Raw genomic sequence first — 17,913 nt, forward strand, 5'->3', positions numbered from 1 at the left:
ATATTCCTAAAGGAGTGAATATGGTTCAGACACCTTCGCGCCATCGTGGTAGCGAATTTCCGGCTGCTAACTCAGTACAGCCAGCCAAACGCGATAGTATTCTGTTGGGAAATAGCCTCTCCCTACCAAATACTAAACTCTTTGGCACAGACGGCATTCGCGGGAAAGTTGGAGAATTGCTGAATGCACCCCTAGCCCTGCAAGTTGGCTTCTGGGCTGGACAAATTATGCGCCAAAATGCCCCCAACCAGGGCCCGGTTATTTTAGGGCAAGACAGCAGGAATTCCAGCGATATGCTGGCAATGGCACTGTCAGCGGGTTTGACAGCCGCCGGTTTGGAAGTGTGGAATTTGGGATTGTGTCCGACTCCCTGCGTTGCTTATCTGGCAAGCATTTCGGATTCTGTCGGCGGTGTGATGATTTCGGCTTCTCACAATCCCCCAGAAGATAACGGGATTAAGTTTTTTGGCTCAAACGGCTCTAAGCTGTCGCAGCAGTTGCAGGAACAAATCGAAGCGGGAATCCGGGGGGCTAAGGTTCCGGTTGCTAGTTTTGCTTTGGGACAACACTACCACCGCCAGGAGTTGGTGAAAGATTATGCTGCTTCTGTCTCTGATTCGCTGCAACAGATGAATTTGTCGGGAATGCGGGTGGTTTTGGATTTGGCCTGGGGGGCGGCGGCGGGTTTAGCGCCGGCGGTGTTCGAGCAAATGGGGGCGGATGTGATCTGTTTGCACAACTCTCCAGATGGATCTCGCATTAATGTTAACTGCGGTTCTACTCATCTCGAAAGTTTGCAAGCGGCGGTTTTGGAACACAATGCTGATTTGGGATTTGCTTTTGACGGTGATGCCGATCGAGTTTTGGGTGTTGACAACAAAGGTCGATCGATTGATGGCGATTACATTCTTTATCTGTGGGGCCGGCAGTTGCGCGACTCCGAACAGTTACCGGATAATTTAATTATTTCTACTGTAATGGCTAACCTCGGCTTCGAGCGAGCTTGGGAAGAATTGGGGGGCAAACTAACTAGAACGAACGTGGGAGATCAGCACGTTCATGCTGAAATGCAGCGCACGGGTGCGATGTTGGGCGGCGAACAGTCGGGGCACATTCTTTGTCCGCATTTCGGTATCAGTGGCGATGGTTTGCTGACAGCTTTGCATATAGCTTCGCTGGTGCGCCAATCCGGGGAATCTTTAGCGCAATTGGTCAGCGGCAGTTTCCAAACTTATCCGCAGTTGCTGGTAAATGTGCGGGTGGACGATCGCGAAAAACGGCTAAGATGGCACGAGTGCGAACCCATGCAAAAGGCGATCGATCGTGCTAACACTGCAATGGGAGAACAGGGACGGATTTTGGTTCGCGCTTCTGGCACTGAACCCCTGATCCGAGTTATGGTGGAAGCTGCCAACGCCGAATTGGCTAATTTCTGGACTGAAAATTTAGTCTTAGCTGTTCAGAAACACATAGCTATTTGATGGAAGAAGGAAGAAGGAAGAAGGAAGAGGGAAGAAGCCTTCATCGTGTCAACTTAAGTCGGAAATCCTTTGTATTTCTCGTTTATCGCCGAGGCCTGATCCCCCTAAATTCCCCGGATAGTCGGGGAACTTTGAGAATATTCTTGTCCCCCCTTATTAAGGGGTTCCAGGGATATCTAGGCCTCGACAATAAACATTAGGCTAATATTAAGCTTGAGATTAAGTTGACACAAATGGCAAGAATCCTCTAGAGAAATATAGGGAATATTGAAACCAATTTTTCATTCTTATTCCCTCATCCTGATTCCCTCTAGACTAAACAACTAAATCCTTCTTTCTTGATTTCCTCATTTTTGATTTTATGAACAGCAAATCAATTCAAAATGGGCTGGTGCATCGAACTTCGTTAAAACTTTTAATTGTTATCATATTAATAACTGGGATATTTTTTAGATTTACAAACCTCGATCACAAAGTCTACTCTTTCGACGAATCTATCACGTCGCTGCGAATTTCTGGCTATACCTGGACGGAAATGGTACAGCAAGATTTTCAAGGAAAAATAATTAGCGTCGCCGATTTGCAGCAAAAATATCAGCAAATAAATTCCGAAAAAAGTTGGTTGGATACTGTTAAAGGTTTAGCTACAGAAGAACCTCAATTACCGCCGCTGTATTTTATATTAGCCAGATTCTGGGTGCAGTTGTTCGGCCCGCAAGTGGCGACTGTCAGAAGTCTTTCCGCTTGGATTAGTTTGCTAGTTTTTCCCAGCATTTATTGGCTATGCTGGGAATTATTTCGATCTACTTCTGTGGGATGGGTTGCTGTGACAATCACCGCTGTGTCGCCGTTTCACGTCTTGTACGCGCAAGAAGCAAGACCGTACATGATGTTTGCAGTCCTTGTCTTGCTGTCGAATGCGATGCTGCTGCGGGCGATCGCCCTACAAAAAAATCCCGCCACATTTAAATCAAGATCTAAATTGAGCAAGGCTGTTTGGTCTATTTATGCGATCGCCCTGACGCTAGGACTGTATTGTAGTTTATTATTTTTTATAGTAATATTAGCCCACGGTATCTACGTAATTATCAATGAAAATTGGCGTGTTAGCCAAACATTAATAGCTTATTTACTAGCTTCAGCGGCAGCAACACTCATTTTCTTACCTTGGATTTTTGTATTAGTTTATAACTCGCCCAAAATCGCTGCCACAGTAGGCTTGCCCCGTCTTTCTCTCTCGGTCATGTCTTCACTTAAATCTTTGATTCTTATCACCTGCCGTAATTTTGTTGACACGCATTGGGCAGGCGGAATAATTAAATTAGGTGCGAATAATATTAATGATTTACCGAGACTAATTGTAGCAGTTATATTAATGTTGTCGATCGTATATTCAATCTACTTCATTTGCTACTCAACTCCCAAGCGAGTTTGGCTGTTTGTCTTGACAGCCATCGCAATTACAGCGATAGTATTGATAGCAGTAGGAGGCGTCGCCGATCGCTATCTAGTTCCCTATATTTTAGGAATTCAGCTAGCTGTGGCTTACCTGTTTACCGCTAAAATTGTAGCCGCCACCAATCCCCGACAACAAAAGCTGTGGCAGCTCGGCTTAATAGCCCTAATATCAAGTGAAATAGTTTCTTGTGCCGTTAGCTCACAATCACAACTTTGGTGGAACAAGTATCCTTCTAGCACTAAATACAATCCCCAAGTAGCAGCGATTGTCAATCAAGCCCAAAAACCTTTATTAATTAGTCACGGAGGCAACAACCTTACCGGAAAAATAATGTCTATCAGCTATTTACTGAAGCCACAAACACAGCTTTTACTAGCAGTTAAACCAGAGCAAGTCAAAATCCCGGATGGTTTTAGCGATGTATTTATCTACCGAAGCACCGAACTATTGCAATTTGAACTAGAAAAAGTGCAAAAATATAAAATCATACCAATTTACAAACCGGGCGATGTGTGGCTTTGGCGTTTAGAGAAATAACAAAAGTGGCAACTGCGAATGATGATTTCTGTTGTGATACCTACCTACAATCGCGAGCAACCCCTGCGAGAGACATTGGCTGATACGATTCGGCAAAATTACCCGAATTTTGAAGTGTTGGTAATCGATCAAACTCGTACCCACGAATCGGAAACTCAAGTTTATTTAGAGGAATTGGCAAATGCGGGAAAAATTCGGTGGTTTCGGGTAAATTGGGCGAGTTTGCCGGCGGCGAGAAATTATGCCGTGCGACGCGCAGTTGGAGAGATTATTTTATTTCTTGATGATGATGTACAATTGCCGGATGGTTTTTTAGCTGCTCACGCTGCCAACTATTTAGAAAAACCGGATGTGGGTTGTGTGGCGGGTAGGGTATTTGACAGAATGAAATTGGATTTTTCTGGAGGTGATTTGGCGATCGACTTTTTGCCCCCAGAAGCGATGGATGCGGGCATTGCTTGGTATTTTATCGATTTGGTGCATACAGTCAAAGCGCAGCAGGTGCTCTCGGCTAGAGGCTGTAATATGTCGTTTCGCAGGCAGGTTTTTGCCGAGTGGGGTTTGACGTTTGATGAGCGGTTTGTAGGGAGTGCGGTGCGGGAGGAGTCGGATTTTTGTTTGAGATTGCGATCGACTGGCATGAAAATTTGGTACGATCCCAATGCCTGTTTAGTTCATTTGGGGGAGGAGAGCGGCGGATGTCACGATGTCAGCACGCGATCGATCGCATATCAAGTCACATTTTATCACAACCACTTTCTGATGGGATTGAAAAATTTAACGACCTTTGAATGCCTGCGATTTTTCGCCAAACTCTTTGACTGCCACGTTTTGGGGAAGCCACCTTGTCATAAAAGCCGATCGCCCATTAAAATTATTGTTCGACTTACTTTTTATATCCTCGGCTTGATTAGCGCCATCAATACATTAATTCAGTCCCTCTGGAACGACGGACAAATTTACACTCATCAAGATCACATTAACCTTAAATAATTACAATTATCAACTACCAATTACCAATGACTGAACAATGAGAATCTTGGTTGCCAGCCACACCTATATAGTTGACATAAATAGGGAAAAATATAAAATATTAGCCAACCTAGAACCAGGCATTGAAGTAACAATTGTAGTGCCGCGACGCTGGAAACCCGGAGGCGTACAAAATCAAACTATTGAAACCGAATTTTATCAAAAAGGCTCATTTAAAATAGTTCCCATATCCAATTTTAGTCAAAACAATCAAGGATTGCTAACATTTGGCACAGATATAATTAAACTATTGCAGGAATTCCAGCCGCAGATTATCCAAGTCGAACAGGGTTCAAAATCCCTAGCCTACACCCAATTAATTATACTCAATAAATTACTCAAACTCCAAGCCAAAAATATATTATTTACCTGGTGGAACCTGCCTTATAAATTGAAGTGGCCCGTTTCAGTCTTAGAAAATTACAATCTCAATCACACTGACGGAATTATTGTCGGCAACCTAGACGGATCTAAAATTTTGAGGCAGCGGGGCTACACAGGTGCGATGGCAGTAATGCCGCAACTCGGAGTAGATGAAACTTTGTTTCGCCGCACTGGTAAAGACGCTGATTTATCGCTAAAATTAGGCATTGAACCGACCGATTTTGTGGTAGGATTTGTCGGGCGATTTGTCGAAGAAAAAGGACTATTAACTTTAGCTGAATCATTGGCGGGATTGAAAAAACTCCCTTGGAAGTGGCTGTTAGTAGGACAAGGGAAATTGCGATCGCAAATTGTCGAAAAATCGATTAAATGGGGCATCAGCGACCGAATAATCTGGGTAGAAAGCGTTTCCCACGAAGAGGTTCCCGCATATATCAACCTAATGAACTGCTTGGTATTACCCTCGCAAACCAGCTATAAATTCAAAACTTTGACTACTGTGGGTTGGAAAGAACAATTTGGTCACGTTTTAATTGAGGCGATGGCGTGTAAAATCCCGGTTATCGGTTCCGACTGCGGGGAAATTCCCCACGTCATCGGTGATGCGGGCTTAGTCTTCCCGGAGGGAAATGCAGCGGTTTTGCGCGAGTGTTTGCAGAAATTGATGGAGTTGCCGGAGTTGGCGGCTGATTTGGGCGATCGGGGTTATCATAGAGCCATGACCAATTATACAAATCAAGCCTTAGCTGAGCAGTTGTTAGACTTTTACAAAGAATTGTTGTAACTTTTAGCAGTATAATCCAAGTATCAAATCACAACTGTTGCAAATGTCTATTCCTTCCGAAATACGACCTTTGGTTGAGCAGCTCTACGAGGTACTAAACGATACCGAGAGCCTTGCAACGCAGGGACTTTTTGCACTTAGAACAGCAATGTCTCTTTTTCCAGAAAATGAAATACTGATGCAATACTTTTCTTCGATAACTAATTTTCAATTCTGTGTAATAGGTACTCGCTTACAAGCAGAGAACATTGTGAGCAATATATTGATGGCTGGTGTTCCCGATGCAGATGTTCAAAAAGCAGGAGATTATTTAGCAGCCTTGCTACGTATAGCTCCTGAATCTAAAATGATGCTCGAAAAAGTAATTGAAAAATTAGAGGTATTGTCATGAAACAATTACCAGATGAAAGCGTACTGCTGGAAATTCTTGAAATTGTGAAAGCTGCTGAAGCCAAAGCCAGTGAAATGTATGAATTTTCCAAGAAAATATCTCACAATACCCAAATTACAGCAACCAAGAGAGAGGAAGCTGAACAGCTAAACGGGCAGCCTTTTCCAGATAATTAAATTTGTAATGGGAGATGTTGGTATGTTGATGTAAAAAACGATCCTCCATGCGAATTATCCAAATTATTCCCTCAATTTCCCTAAACCCGGGTTCCTACGAGTTTTGCGACGAGTCACGATAAATCACGCAAGAAACCGGGTTTGTGAGGTCTTTTGGTAATCAGATGTATCTAGTGCTAAAATCATTCATCAATCAGGAATAAAACTGTTAAGTTCTTCCACTAGCAGATGCACTGTTGTCAAAGGATTATCACTTTCAGGATTGGGGCGATCGTATTCCAATAAAAGCCGTTTTGCGTGTTTAATCGCATCCTGCTGTTTGCTTTTGAGTTCCTCGTAAATCGTCTCACTGTTTTTCTGATACTCGTGTTCCAATAACTTGGTTAGCATATTTTGATAATGCTTGCGAGAAATTCTAGTATTATAAAAATGGAAGTGTAGTAAATACCAAAGTTCAAAAGCATCATTAGAGTAAGCTACTTTAATGCCGTTATTTTTGGCAAGAGTCATAGCTGTATTAAAATTTTGCGCGTCGTGAGAATTTTTACCGTTAATATCGCGATCGAACACACACCAAAATCTGTCTGTTTCGTCGTATTCTGAGTCATTTTTCAACTCAATAGCTTTTTCTACTAAACTCCTCGTGTTTCTCCCTTCTCCCTTGATATCCAGCTTAATTACCTTTGTGTCTACCGGAAAACTTCTAAAATAGTTTGGTTCTGTTTTCTCACCTTCGCACACAATTAAAAACCATTTTCTACTTTTAACTTTTCGGTTATAGTAATCAATCTTTCTTCCAGACGAACTTTTTTTACCCATGAAGTTCACCTATAAGTTCTTTAAAATTACCAATAAAAGGGATAGCGCCATACTTACCAATAATGTAATCGCGCTCAAATGAGGCATTTTTTCCTACTTTATACTCCACCAAAGAGTACAAATCAGTAGCCCCCTTATTGTCCTTCTCGGTAAACCATATTTGATCCTTGCGAAAAGTCTTGCTGCTGAGCAAGTTTGTGTCGTGTGTCGTGAATATAAGCTGTGCGTTGTGCGGATTAGTCTCATTAGAATTGAATAAGCAGATTAATTCGCGAGTAATCAGCGGATGAAGTCTGGCATCAAGTTCATCTATGAATAAAATTTTTCCTGTCCTCAAAGTATCGAGAAGCAGCCCTGCTAATGCAAACAATTTGTTTGTTCCCTCAGACTCATGTTTTTCGATATCGAATATTTCTATAGCAGTCTGCTTACCGTCAGCATCATATTTTCGATGAACTGTTTTTACGGTTGGTTTGCTTTCAGGATTAAGAGATAAACTACCGCCGTAGTAACTAGCATATAATACCTTATTATTGGAAAGAATAAATCCAGGTTGATTTGTGATTTGGATATCAGCAATACCCAAGTCTAATTTTTTGATGAATTCAATAATATCATGCCTGTGGCGATCGTTCTCAAAAGAGTCTAAAGTTTCCTTGCGGTATTGTGTATCTTGCAAGCCTGATATCAATTGCAAAGTTTTACTGAACCACAGCAGAATTTTGCCAGAAACTTTACCATTAAATTGTGCAACAACAGAAAGAAATAAAGCATTACTTCTGGTTTTATCGCTAATGCCTTGCCCCTCCGGGAAATCATCTAATATAAAATTGTCAAAATCCCGTTCAAAAAGAAGTTTTTCTGCATTGTTATCAGTTTGAAACAACCACTCAGAAACCACCTGCTCAGTGTTTACCTCAAAGCCATATCTAAAGGTAGTGCCTTTGAGCAGGAAAACGATTTCAAAGAAGGATGGCTCTTTTTCTGTCTCTGTACTTAGCCTGAATGCTTCAATATCGATCGCCTCTGAAACTTGCGTTTCTTTGGATGAGTTGAGGACAAACCACTTCATAAAGCGCAGGGCAGCAACAAGATTGCTTTTGCCACTGGCATTGGCTCCATAAATAGCAGCACTTTTAAGCAATTTTAATTTACTACGCTCAATTTCAAAGAGATTGTTTTCGTCAAGCTCTCGATCGTCCTCAGTAATTGACGAAGCTACCATGCTGAGGGTGACAGTTTCTTTAAAAGATTTGTAGTTACCTACGCTGAATCCAATCAGCATAAAGTGCCTCCGCTCGCCTAAATTAGTATAAGGTGCAAAACTTGCACTTATTTCTATAATAACACAACAAGCTACCCCAACTAATAACAAGTGGTAATCATGCGAATTATCCAAATTATTCCCTCAATTTCCCTCGTCTACGGCGGCCCGAGTCAAATGGTATTGGAACTTTCGGCCGCCCTAGCTTCCCAAGGCGTTGATGTCACAATTATCACCACAGATTCTAATGGAGATATCGGTCAACCTCCCTTAGATGTGCCATTAAATCAACCAATCAAACAAAACGGTTATCAGATTATTTATTTCCGCTGTTTTCCGTTTCGTAGATATAAGTTTTCCCTGAGTTTATTACAGTGGTTGAATGAAAATATCGAACAATTTGACCTCGCTCACATTCACGCTTTGTTTTCGCCAGTAACTACTTTCGCTGCTACAATTGCCCGATATCATAAGTTGCCGTATATTATCCGTCCCTGCGGTATGCTTGATCCCGCAGATTTGCAGAAAAAAAAGTGCTTGAAACAGATTTATGCTGCACTTTTAGAACGCCCTAATTTGGCAGGTGCGGCAGCAATTCATTTCACTAGCAAACAAGAAGCTAAAATTTCAGAAAGATTTGGTTTGGAGAGCACAGGCAAGATGCCTGTGCCACAGGATTTTGTGCCACAAGATAGCACAGGCAAGATGTCTGTGCCACAGGATTTTGTGCCACAGGATAGCACAGGCAAGATGCCTGTGCCACAAGATTTTTTGTCACTAGATTTGGTGATTCCATTGGGAGTGACGGCAGATTTTTCTCCTGAACTATTGCGGAATTCTGAAATACCAATCATATTATTTATGTCGCGGATCGAACCAAAAAAAGGATTAGATTTGCTTATCCCGGCACTGGAAAGTGTTTTAGAAGATGGCATAATATTTCATTTTATTTTGGCAGGCTCCAATCCGCAAGATGCTGATTATGAAACAAAAATTAAACAAAAAATACAAAGTTTAAGTTTAGGAAAATCTACCATAATCACTGGCTTTGTTAGCGGTGATTTAAAAGCGGAAGTGTTGAGAAAGGCAGACTTATTTGTGTTGCCTTCCTATTATGAAAACTTTGGTATTGCTGTAGCAGAAGCGATGGCGGCTGGTGTACCTGTTGCTATTTCCGATCGCGTACACATCTCCGACGACATCCAGCAAGCAGAGGCTGGGTGGGTTGCGCCTCTGGAGGTAGGGGCGATCGCCTCCACGATCAAATCAGCACTCCTGGCACCACAGGAACGCCAGCGCCGGGGCTTGAACGCGCAAGCTTATGCCAAAAAGCACTACAATTGGGAGGCGATCGCCCAACAAACCATCGAAGCTTACCAGCACATTTTGGCATCGATTAACTAACGTAACTGAAATTTACCTTTTACTTCTTTTCCTGCGGCGAGTTTTTGTGCTGCTGCTATCAGAATCTGTCGGCGATATTTGGGCATCGCTGCTTTGAAGCAGTGTTATTGCTATTTCAGCTACAATACTTGTCAACAAAACTCTGCAATCCAGCTTGATATCCTTCTCCTACCGCCTGAAATCTCCACTCTCCATTCTTTCTATACAAACGACCAAATTCTATAGCAGTTTCTCGCGTAAAATTCTCTTTTAATTCATACCGAACAAGTTCGATTCCCGTATCCAAATTGACAATCTTGACAAAAGAATTTATGATATTGCTAAAATTTGCATTAACTTTCTGTGCTTCGTGAATAGTGACAACAAAAGTTATTTCCACAATTTCAGGATTAACTTTTTCTAAGATAACGCCGTAAATAGTCTTATTTTCTTTACCTGGGTTGTTGTTTTCAGGAATCGATTGCAGTACCGAACCGTCACTGGATTGCAGATTATTGTAAAATATCAAATATTTATCGTTAGGTACTTTGCCGTCAGCACCTAGCATAAACGCAGAGACATCAATCTCGTAGCTTTTTCCTGCCTCTGTCAACTGCCAACCGAGGGCGATCGCCATTTTTTTTAAATCCGGCGCTTCTTTAGAGATATTAAATCTCTCACCCTTACTTAATTGCATTGCCATCTGCTTATTTGTCAAACATAAACTTTTATAGTACCAATGTTAATATTAAGTGGCACAAGAACTTTTCATCTTTAATAAAACTTAATATTTTGCGTCTCAGAGCGGGCTTGATTAAAAATATGTGCTGCCTGTATCCGAATTTATTGAGATTGACTTACATAAAATTACGTAAGTAAAAACCGGGCTTTATCCAAAACCCGGTTTCTACAATTGAACTTAATTTGACTCTACTTTTGAGCATTTTCAGAACTAGGTGGCAGGGTAACAAAATTCCCAAAAGCTCCAACTGTTTGATAGCTTTTTTTGCCCAGTTGAGTTGTGTAAATGCTGACAATGCCTAAGTTCTGACGTTCCGTTGTATTGTCGAGCAAGTGTTCGATCGATCCGCGCTGCGAAGTCAGCAAAGTCTCTGCAACGCCACTCAAAGCTTTGGGTACGCGAGAATCATTGCGCACAGTGTTTTTAAACTCGGTTTCGAGCACGCCGGAAGCATAAGTTAGGTATTTGTCTCTCGGAGGATTTGTAAATACCATGCCAGCAGCCAGAACAGTTAGGGCGATCGCAACTTTGCCCACATTACCGAAAAAATTAGAAGTTGGTTTGTTAGTATTCATGGCTTTATCAATAATCATTTTTTCTTAGCCCGGTTGAGTTATAAGCTGATCTTAATTTAAACTACACCTCCTCAGAAACAGATTTCAGAAAGGAGAGGACAGTTTTTAGATTGGAGGCCAGTTGCGAGTAAGTCTCTCACTAGCCTGTCTTCCTTATACTTTCCTCCCTCACCCAAATCCGGTAAATTTTCCCAGACTTACGCAAACAGTGGTTGAAGGCGCTAATTATAGCCGCTAGGTGCTTGCGGCACACACTAAAGTTATTTTTGGTTAGATTTTTGTCGATCGATCTCCCGCTGCAATTCTTCAATCTGACGGCGCAAAGCCTCCGTCTCACTGTTAGATGTTTGGGACTTCACATCAACCGCACCCTCAGCCACAGCCCGCTTGTAGTTTCCCAGCTTAATTTGGCGATATTCTTCCGAACTCGCCCAATCTCGCAAATACCGCAAACGTTCCACCGGGAAAGGGTGACTCAGCATCACACCTTGGCCGCCGTTGTAAAGTAAAAATTTATACACTTGATTGAGATTGTCGCGATCGAGTTCTTGATAATTGTCAGACTGGCGGATAAACTCTTGCAAACTGCATTGGTCAGCATATTTACTGCTAACTCCCGCAAGTTTCATCATCGTCTTCATCACCCCGTTCAAATCATCCGTCACCAACAAAGCCGCCCGATCCGCCGACAATTCCGCCTTGCGCCGCCACTCATAAAAAGCAAAAATTAAACCGCTACCGACAATATTTCCCAGCCCAAAAGTCATCTCACCAATTGTCGATGCAATGCTCATCGCCCACATCGCCATTTGATTTAAAGTTGGATGCCCGCATTTAATGTGTCCCAACTCGTGAGCCAGCACTACCTTGATTTCTGCCTCGTCCAACAAGTCTAAAAGACCTGTGTTTAACACTATGTAGGGCTGATTTTTTCCGAGAGCATAGCTGTTAACGGCGGGATTTTGAGAAACAAACAAACCGGGTTCTGGAAAAATATCTAAGTCCTGCACGCACTCCCGAAAAATGTGATAAATGCTGGCATATTGGCGCGGGCCGACTTGGATGCTATTTCCCATTAGGTAAACGAATTGCGGTCGTTCGTAGACAAATTCTACAAATTTGCTGGCAATTAAGTCAAATCCAGGTACGCTGCGTAATGCTGTCTCGGCTTGGCGATCGAGCGGATGCTGAAATGCTTCGCTAGAAATTCCAGTATAAGTAGGCATAGTTGTTGCAAAAATTACATGAAAAAGGTCAGTATGGCGATCGCCCGGTGCAGACAGACACCTAACTTATCAATCTTATCGCGACAAAATTGAACTCTTGTCGAACAGGCCGTTGGTGTCTGTGCAAATCAGAGTTAAAATGGTTTTTCAGCGGCAGGCGCGATCGACAAAGGTATTTCGCCGTGTCTGTTTATCAGAAAATTGGGTCTAAAACCCCGTCCTTTTAGGACGGCTTTGCGTTAAGATATTGATGGTCACTGACCCGCCCGGATTTAAGATACTTCAAAACAAATAACAAGGTTGAAAGTCCTGTCAAAGTTGCGATCAGAAACAGGGGAAGCAGAAAGGGCAACGGTGGAATCCGACCTTGGATGCAATCAAGTATTTTACTTGAGCTACAAAAACGATAGTCGCCATAGGGCATTGGGAGACTTAAAACGAACGTAGAGGCTGGATAAGACTTGCTTGCAAGCGTCGGTCTGTGAAGCGTTAAGAATCACTGCGCCTTTAGGACAGTGAGTATGTCAACGCCAAAAATTGGAACGTGCAAAAATGGCTATCCTGCGACACGAAAACGGTACAACCTACACTCAACTCAGCGACATTACCCGCGAACTCGCTCCCTTAAACATTCAACTCAACCGCTGGCCAGTGGGTGAGAGTCCAGAAATTCACAATTTGTTAGCGAAAGATGCGCTTAGCGACACCGAAAAAGAGCAAATCCTGCAAGCCCTCGACGGCTACTTCCAACAACTCCAGGAAACCGCAGGCTATCAAGAGCGCGACTTAATCGTACTGCACCCAGATATTCCCAACATCGACACCATGCTGTCCAAATTCAACAAGTGCCACATCCACGCTGACGATGAAGTGCGTTATATCGTAGCAGGCGAGGGCATTTTCGGCTTCGTGCGGCCAGATGGCAGCCAAGTCGAGCTCACTGTGCAGCCGGAAGAATTTATCAACGTACCGGCGAATACGGAACACTGGTTTTATTTGACAGCGGCCCGGAAAGTTAAAGCTGTGCGATATTTTACCACTACGACTGGCTGGACGCCGGAATACACGGATACGGAAATTCGATCGCGCTTAGCTACTGTTTGAAAAGGTTCGCAGTATTCGTAGGGTGTGTCGCCATGATTAATCCCTAAATTCTCTCGACAATCTCATGGCGACGAACCTTACAGATGGCAAATTAAACTTGAATTGTATAAGTAGTCGTAGAGTGTGTCGCCTGCGATCAATCGTCGCATTAAATCGACAATTGCACGGGCGACGCACCTTATTCGGGCGATTGCAGATATCAGGTGCGTCGCTATCAGATTGTGGAATTTTATTCAGAGATTTATCGCAAGCGACGCACCCTACAACTCTGATTTTATGCGGACTGAAGTCCTCACTACGAACCACTTTTATTGAGGTTTTTTAAATTTAAACTTACATCTAAATTTTGTGATTTGAAGATTGCAAAATACTCAAAGCCACAGCCTCCGCTACCTTAATTCCATCAATCCCCGCCGACAGGATTCCACCCGCATATCCCGCACCTTCCCCAGCCGGATAAAGACCTTCTGTATTCAAACTCTGATAATCCTCCTTGCGCTTAATCCGAATTGGTGAAGAAGTGCGCGTTTCCACCCCAGTCAAAACCGCATCATCCATCGCAAATCCTTTAATCTGTTTGTCAAAAGCCGGAAGTGCTTCGCGGATGGCGGCGATCGCATAATCCGGCAAACTTTCGCTCAAATCAGTCATCACAACTCCCGGCGTATAAGACGGCTGCACGCTTCCTAGCGCGATCGAAGGGCGATTCGCTAAAAAATCTCCCACAAGCTGCCCCGGCGCGTTGTAAGTGCCACCTCCTAACTCAAATGCCCGTTCTTCTAGGCGACGTTGAAGCTCAATTCCCGCCAAGGGATGACCGGGATAATCTTCCGGCGTGATACCCACGACAATCCCACTGTTAGCATTGCGTTCATTGCGAGAATATTGACTCATCCCGTTAGTGACAAGTCGCCCCGGTTCCGATGCAGCCGCCACTACCAAACCACCGGGACACATACAGAAACTGTAAACAGAACGGCCATTTTGGCAATGGTGCACCAGTTTGTAATCGGCGGCACCTAAAAGTTTGTGGGCCGCGCGATCGCCAAAACGACAGCGATCGATCAACTGCTGCGGATGTTCCACCCGAAAACCAATAGAAAAAGGTTTAGCCTCGATGTAAACACCGCGCGAAAATAACATTTCAAAAGTATCGCGGGCGCTGTGTCCCACCGCTAAAACAATATGATTACTCGCAATATATTCTCCGCTGGCTGTGGTAATTCCCTGCACTTTGCCATTTTCGATGTGGATATCTTCGACACGAGTTTGAAAACGAAATTCTCCGCCTAACGATTCAATTTTTGCCCGCATACTTTGGACAAGTCCCACCAGCTTAAATGTACCAATATGCGGCTTATTAATATATAAAATTTCCGGTGAAGCTCCCGCATTCACGAGTTCCGTTAGCACCTTGCGCCCGTAATGCTGGGTATCTTTAACTTGGCTGTAGAGTTTTCCATCGGAAAAAGTACCCGCACCACCTTCGCCAAACTGAGCGTTAGATTCTGGGTTAAATTCGATTTTTTTCTTCCAAAATCCAAAGGTGTCAACTGTGCGATCGCGCACTGCTTTGCCGCGTTCTAAAAGGATGGGGCGAAATCCCATTTGTGCCAGCATCAGCCCTGCAAAGATACCGCAGGGCCCCGTACCGATCACAATGGGGCGGGGAATCGTCAAATTGCTGGGGGCTTGCGCTACATAGCGATAACTCGTGTCTGGTGTTACCATCACATGAGGATCTTTTTTGAAGCGTTGGAGAAGTTGTTTTTCCTGTGTTGCCTCTACATCCACAATATAGACAAGGAGGATTTCTGCTTTTTTGCGAGCATCGTAGCTGCGCTTAAAAATGCTATAGCTGAGCAATTCTTCGGGGAGAATTTGCAGCTTTTTGACTATGGCGCTGGCGATCGCACTTTCAGGATGATCTAAGGGAAGTTTGATTTCGGTTATTCGTAACATATGGTAGTTGTCTGTTGTCTGTTAACTGTTAACTGTTAACTGTTGTCTGTTAACTGTTGTCTGTTAACTGTTGTCTGTTAACTGTTGTCTGTTGTCAGTAGAAAAATAGACTAAAATCAGTCTAATAAAAGTATTTAAGAATTATAGCCTTTCTCACATTCGTGAGGTACGAATTTTGACATAAAAAGCTTGCTATTGTAAGGGTTGTAGCATAACTCAGCATACCTCATCTTTCTGAGAAACGCTATATGCACTGGTAGCTAAAAAGGGTTTTTTTCGTCCAAAACCCGGTTATGAGAGTCGGAGTGCGATCGCGAAGTTTATTATAACTATTTGACTTGAGATAATTGCAGAAGCGTTATAATAAACAAAAAATTAAGTTTTGTAAAGACCCTTGACTGCAACATTTACACCCAAAAACAGCCAAACCTGGCACGCTCTCAACCCCCTGTGGAAAGGAGCAGAAGACGCAGTACAGAAGGGTTTGCCCCACACTAAGCTAGCGCCGGCATGGCAAATACTGCTCCTGGGCGACGGTTCCCCCACCCGTCACCTGCAACTGCTGACAGGGGAACGGACAGAAGTAGACGTAATCGATATGTCCTTGGTGGGTGACGATGCAGACGGCGCGCCCCAGCAAATTGTCGCGGTTCCGGGGCCCCGCCTGCGCCGCCAAGTGTGGCTGCGGACAGCTTCGGGACAGCGCCTCGCCTACGCGACTTCTTGGTGGGAAGCGAGTCACGTAGATGAATATTTAGAAAATAAATCTTTGCCAATATGGGCTAGTTTAGGGCGGCTGCGGACAGAGTTGTATCGCGACGTACAAGGCATTTATTTCGGCGATTCGGCGGTTTTGGAGTCTGCTTTTGAACAATCGGGGCCTTTTTGGGGGCGACATTATTTGTTTTGGCATCACGGAAAGCCATTGACTCTGATTTATGAGGTGTTTTCGCCTTATTTAACTAAGTATTTGGGGCCGATGCAATTGGATGTTGATTGAGACTGAGATCTTGCACCATTACCAATAAGGCTTTCAGGGCGGGCTAGGAGCAACGCCCCACAAGAAAATTTACCCGATTGTGGAACAGGCATCTTGCCTGTTCTTAAGAATAGTTCCGCCGAAACTTCACTCGCAAACCGTCGCGAGGATGAGGCATCGGTATTGTGATCAAATTCAAATCTTGATCCGGTAACAGATCCCACTCGTACTCCCGAACCATCTTTGCTGCAAACAACTTCATCTCTAATCGGGCAAATTCTTTGCCCAAACATTCTCGCAAACCGCCGCCAAAGGGCACGTAACTGAAAGGTTTAGCCGATCGCTCCGAGCTAAATCGATCGGGGTCGAATCGCTCGGGTTCAGGATAAAGTTGACTATCCTGATGGGTTTGAGTAATCCCAGAAACCACGCTCCAACCCTTGGGAATTTCATAGCCGCCGAACTCACAAGCATTAATTACTGTCCGAAAAACACCTCCAGCCGGTGGAACTAAACGCAGCACTTCTCGCATAACCTGTTCTAAATAAGTCATTTGTTTGAGCTGTTCCAATGTTAGGGGTTCAGTTGCGGGGAACTGCTGCTGTTCGGCCCGCACTTTTGCCATTACATCGGGGTTTTGAGCCACGAGAAGACAAAAAGAGGCGATCGCCGAAGTTAAAGTTTCGTGTCCCGCAAACAACAGCAACAGCACTTGATCTTTTAACTCATCCAAACTCAAACTATTTCCCTCGTCATCGCGAGCCGAAATCAGCAAACTCAAAGCATCATTGCCGCTAGGGGTTCCTTGTTGGCGATCGCGAATAATCTTTTCCAGTTCTGCTAACAGTAACTTTCTGCTATTTTTCGCTTTGCCAAACAGAGTCCAAGGCAGATCTAAAGGAATCGAAAATAAACCCTTAGACCAAGTTTCAAAATAATGTCCTAGCGCCGTTTCCGAACCCTTTTCTATCCCTACTAACAACTTACCCGCCACATCAAAAGTATAATTTTTCAGTTCAGGATACCAAGTCATGGTTTCCATTTTGACCCATTTTTCCAAATAGCGCTGAGTGATATCTTCCATCGCGCCGATGTAGCCGGCTAAAGCTCGTGGCTGAAACGCTTGGTACAGCAACTTGCGCCGATTTTGGTGGTTAGCACCCGTTTGCAGCGACAAGGAAAGCGGCCCTAAAAGCGCTTTCGTGCTCGGAGGAAAACTCACAACAAAATATTGGTTGTCATTGCTTAAAACAAACAAATTCGCCTCTTGGCCACGCACAAACACGGTAGGCTCTCCGAAAATGCTAGTTTTGAAAATGGGCCCGTACTGCTGGTGGCGTTTTTTGGCAAATTGGGAATCTTGCAAAAAGTTGAGGGTATCGCCAATTAGGGGTAAACCTAAACTGCCGGGAGGTAATGCCATATCTGATTTGTGATTTTTGATTTGTGATTTTTAATATCATATCAATTTTAGTTGGAGAGTGGGTAATACGCACCAGACAAATTTATGGTAAAATAACTTTTATCTGTTGGGAGCCTGTAGGGTGCGTCAGTTTTAAGGTTAGTACCAAAAAATCGGGTTTTCCAACTGACGCACCTTAGTAATTTTGCCGAC

16 protein-coding genes are annotated in these 17,913 nt (G+C 43.6%); 9 read left to right on the forward strand and 7 right to left on the reverse strand.

Going from position 1 to position 17,913, the window contains the following annotated elements:
• Positions 1-20: 20 nt before the first annotated feature.
• From glmM to K4039_RS01260, 6 genes are all read left to right on the forward strand, one after another.
• Complete coding sequence (gene glmM / locus K4039_RS01235; protein WP_265233421.1) at positions 21-1,481, forward strand: phosphoglucosamine mutase; 1,461 nt, start codon at positions 21-23, stop codon at positions 1,479-1,481.
• A gap of 361 nt (positions 1,482-1,842) precedes the next feature.
• Positions 1,843-3,477 carry a glycosyltransferase family 39 protein gene (locus K4039_RS01240; RefSeq protein WP_265233298.1) on the forward strand — a complete coding sequence of 545 codons (1,635 nt, stop codon included), beginning with the start codon at positions 1,843-1,845 and terminating at the stop codon, positions 3,475-3,477.
• Positions 3,478-3,495: 18 nt separating this feature from the next.
• Positions 3,496-4,470: a hormogonium polysaccharide biosynthesis glycosyltransferase HpsN gene (hpsN, locus tag K4039_RS01245; RefSeq protein WP_265233299.1), complete on the forward strand. Its 975-nt coding sequence runs from the start codon at positions 3,496-3,498 to the stop codon at positions 4,468-4,470.
• Positions 4,471-4,507: 37 nt separating this feature from the next.
• Complete coding sequence (gene hpsO / locus K4039_RS01250; protein WP_265233300.1) at positions 4,508-5,677, forward strand: hormogonium polysaccharide biosynthesis glycosyltransferase HpsO; 1,170 nt, start codon at positions 4,508-4,510, stop codon at positions 5,675-5,677.
• Between the two features lie 43 nt (positions 5,678-5,720).
• Entirely contained in the window at positions 5,721-6,068 is a 348-nt protein-coding gene (locus tag K4039_RS01255; RefSeq protein ID WP_265233301.1) for a hypothetical protein, read from the forward strand.
• Positions 6,065-6,244, forward strand: a complete 180-nt coding sequence (locus tag K4039_RS01260; RefSeq protein ID WP_265233302.1) for a hypothetical protein — start codon at positions 6,065-6,067, stop codon at positions 6,242-6,244. Before K4039_RS01255 ends, K4039_RS01260 begins: the two co-directional genes overlap by 4 nt.
• A gap of 189 nt (positions 6,245-6,433) precedes the next feature.
• Here K4039_RS01260 and K4039_RS01265 read toward each other — a convergent pair whose 3' ends face one another.
• On the reverse strand, positions 6,434-7,063 hold the full coding sequence (locus K4039_RS01265) for an RloB family protein (protein ID WP_265233303.1): 630 nt from the start codon (positions 7,061-7,063) through the stop codon (positions 6,434-6,436).
• A complete protein-coding gene (locus K4039_RS01270; protein ID WP_265233304.1) occupies positions 7,056-8,348 on the reverse strand; it encodes an ATP/GTP-binding protein in 1,293 nt (430 codons plus the stop codon). Before K4039_RS01270 ends, K4039_RS01265 begins: the two co-directional genes overlap by 8 nt.
• Before the next feature lie 99 nt (positions 8,349-8,447).
• On the opposite strand from K4039_RS01270, the gene hpsP reads away from it, so the two are divergent.
• Entirely contained in the window at positions 8,448-9,731 is a 1,284-nt protein-coding gene (hpsP, locus tag K4039_RS01275; protein WP_265233305.1) for a hormogonium polysaccharide biosynthesis glycosyltransferase HpsP, read from the forward strand.
• A gap of 115 nt (positions 9,732-9,846) precedes the next feature.
• Here the strand turns inward: hpsP and K4039_RS01280 are convergent, their stop codons facing one another.
• The 3 genes from K4039_RS01280 to K4039_RS01290 all read right to left on the reverse strand — a co-directional run bounded on the left by K4039_RS01280 (position 9,847) and on the right by K4039_RS01290 (position 12,253).
• Complete coding sequence (locus K4039_RS01280) at positions 9,847-10,407, reverse strand: TerD family protein (RefSeq protein ID WP_265233306.1); 561 nt, start codon at positions 10,405-10,407, stop codon at positions 9,847-9,849.
• Between the two features lie 233 nt (positions 10,408-10,640).
• Entirely contained in the window at positions 10,641-11,045 is a 405-nt protein-coding gene (locus K4039_RS01285) for a DUF4359 domain-containing protein (protein WP_265233307.1), read from the reverse strand.
• A gap of 242 nt (positions 11,046-11,287) precedes the next feature.
• Positions 11,288-12,253 (reverse strand): M48 family metallopeptidase, encoded by a 966-nt coding sequence (locus K4039_RS01290; RefSeq protein ID WP_265233308.1) that lies wholly within the window; start codon positions 12,251-12,253, stop codon positions 11,288-11,290.
• A gap of 552 nt (positions 12,254-12,805) precedes the next feature.
• Here K4039_RS01290 and K4039_RS01295 point away from each other — a divergent pair.
• Complete coding sequence (locus K4039_RS01295) at positions 12,806-13,357, forward strand: acireductone dioxygenase (RefSeq protein ID WP_265233309.1); 552 nt, start codon at positions 12,806-12,808, stop codon at positions 13,355-13,357.
• Between the two features lie 339 nt (positions 13,358-13,696).
• On the opposite strand, the gene K4039_RS01300 is transcribed toward K4039_RS01295, so the two are convergent.
• Entirely contained in the window at positions 13,697-15,319 is a 1,623-nt protein-coding gene (locus K4039_RS01300; protein WP_265233310.1) for an NAD(P)/FAD-dependent oxidoreductase, read from the reverse strand.
• 394 nt (positions 15,320-15,713) lie between these two features.
• Here K4039_RS01300 and K4039_RS01305 point away from each other — a divergent pair, with 394 nt between their 5' ends.
• Positions 15,714-16,319 (forward strand): chorismate lyase, encoded by a 606-nt coding sequence (locus K4039_RS01305; protein ID WP_265233311.1) that lies wholly within the window; start codon positions 15,714-15,716, stop codon positions 16,317-16,319.
• Positions 16,320-16,422: 103 nt separating this feature from the next.
• Here K4039_RS01305 and K4039_RS01310 read toward each other — a convergent pair whose 3' ends face one another.
• Positions 16,423-17,721 (reverse strand): cytochrome P450, encoded by a 1,299-nt coding sequence (locus tag K4039_RS01310; protein ID WP_265233312.1) that lies wholly within the window; start codon positions 17,719-17,721, stop codon positions 16,423-16,425.
• Positions 17,722-17,913 lie beyond the last annotated feature (192 nt).

This window comes from Lyngbya sp. CCAP 1446/10 (genome assembly GCF_026130175.1).
Classification (GTDB): Bacteria; Cyanobacteriota; Cyanobacteriia; order Cyanobacteriales; family Microcoleaceae; genus Microcoleus.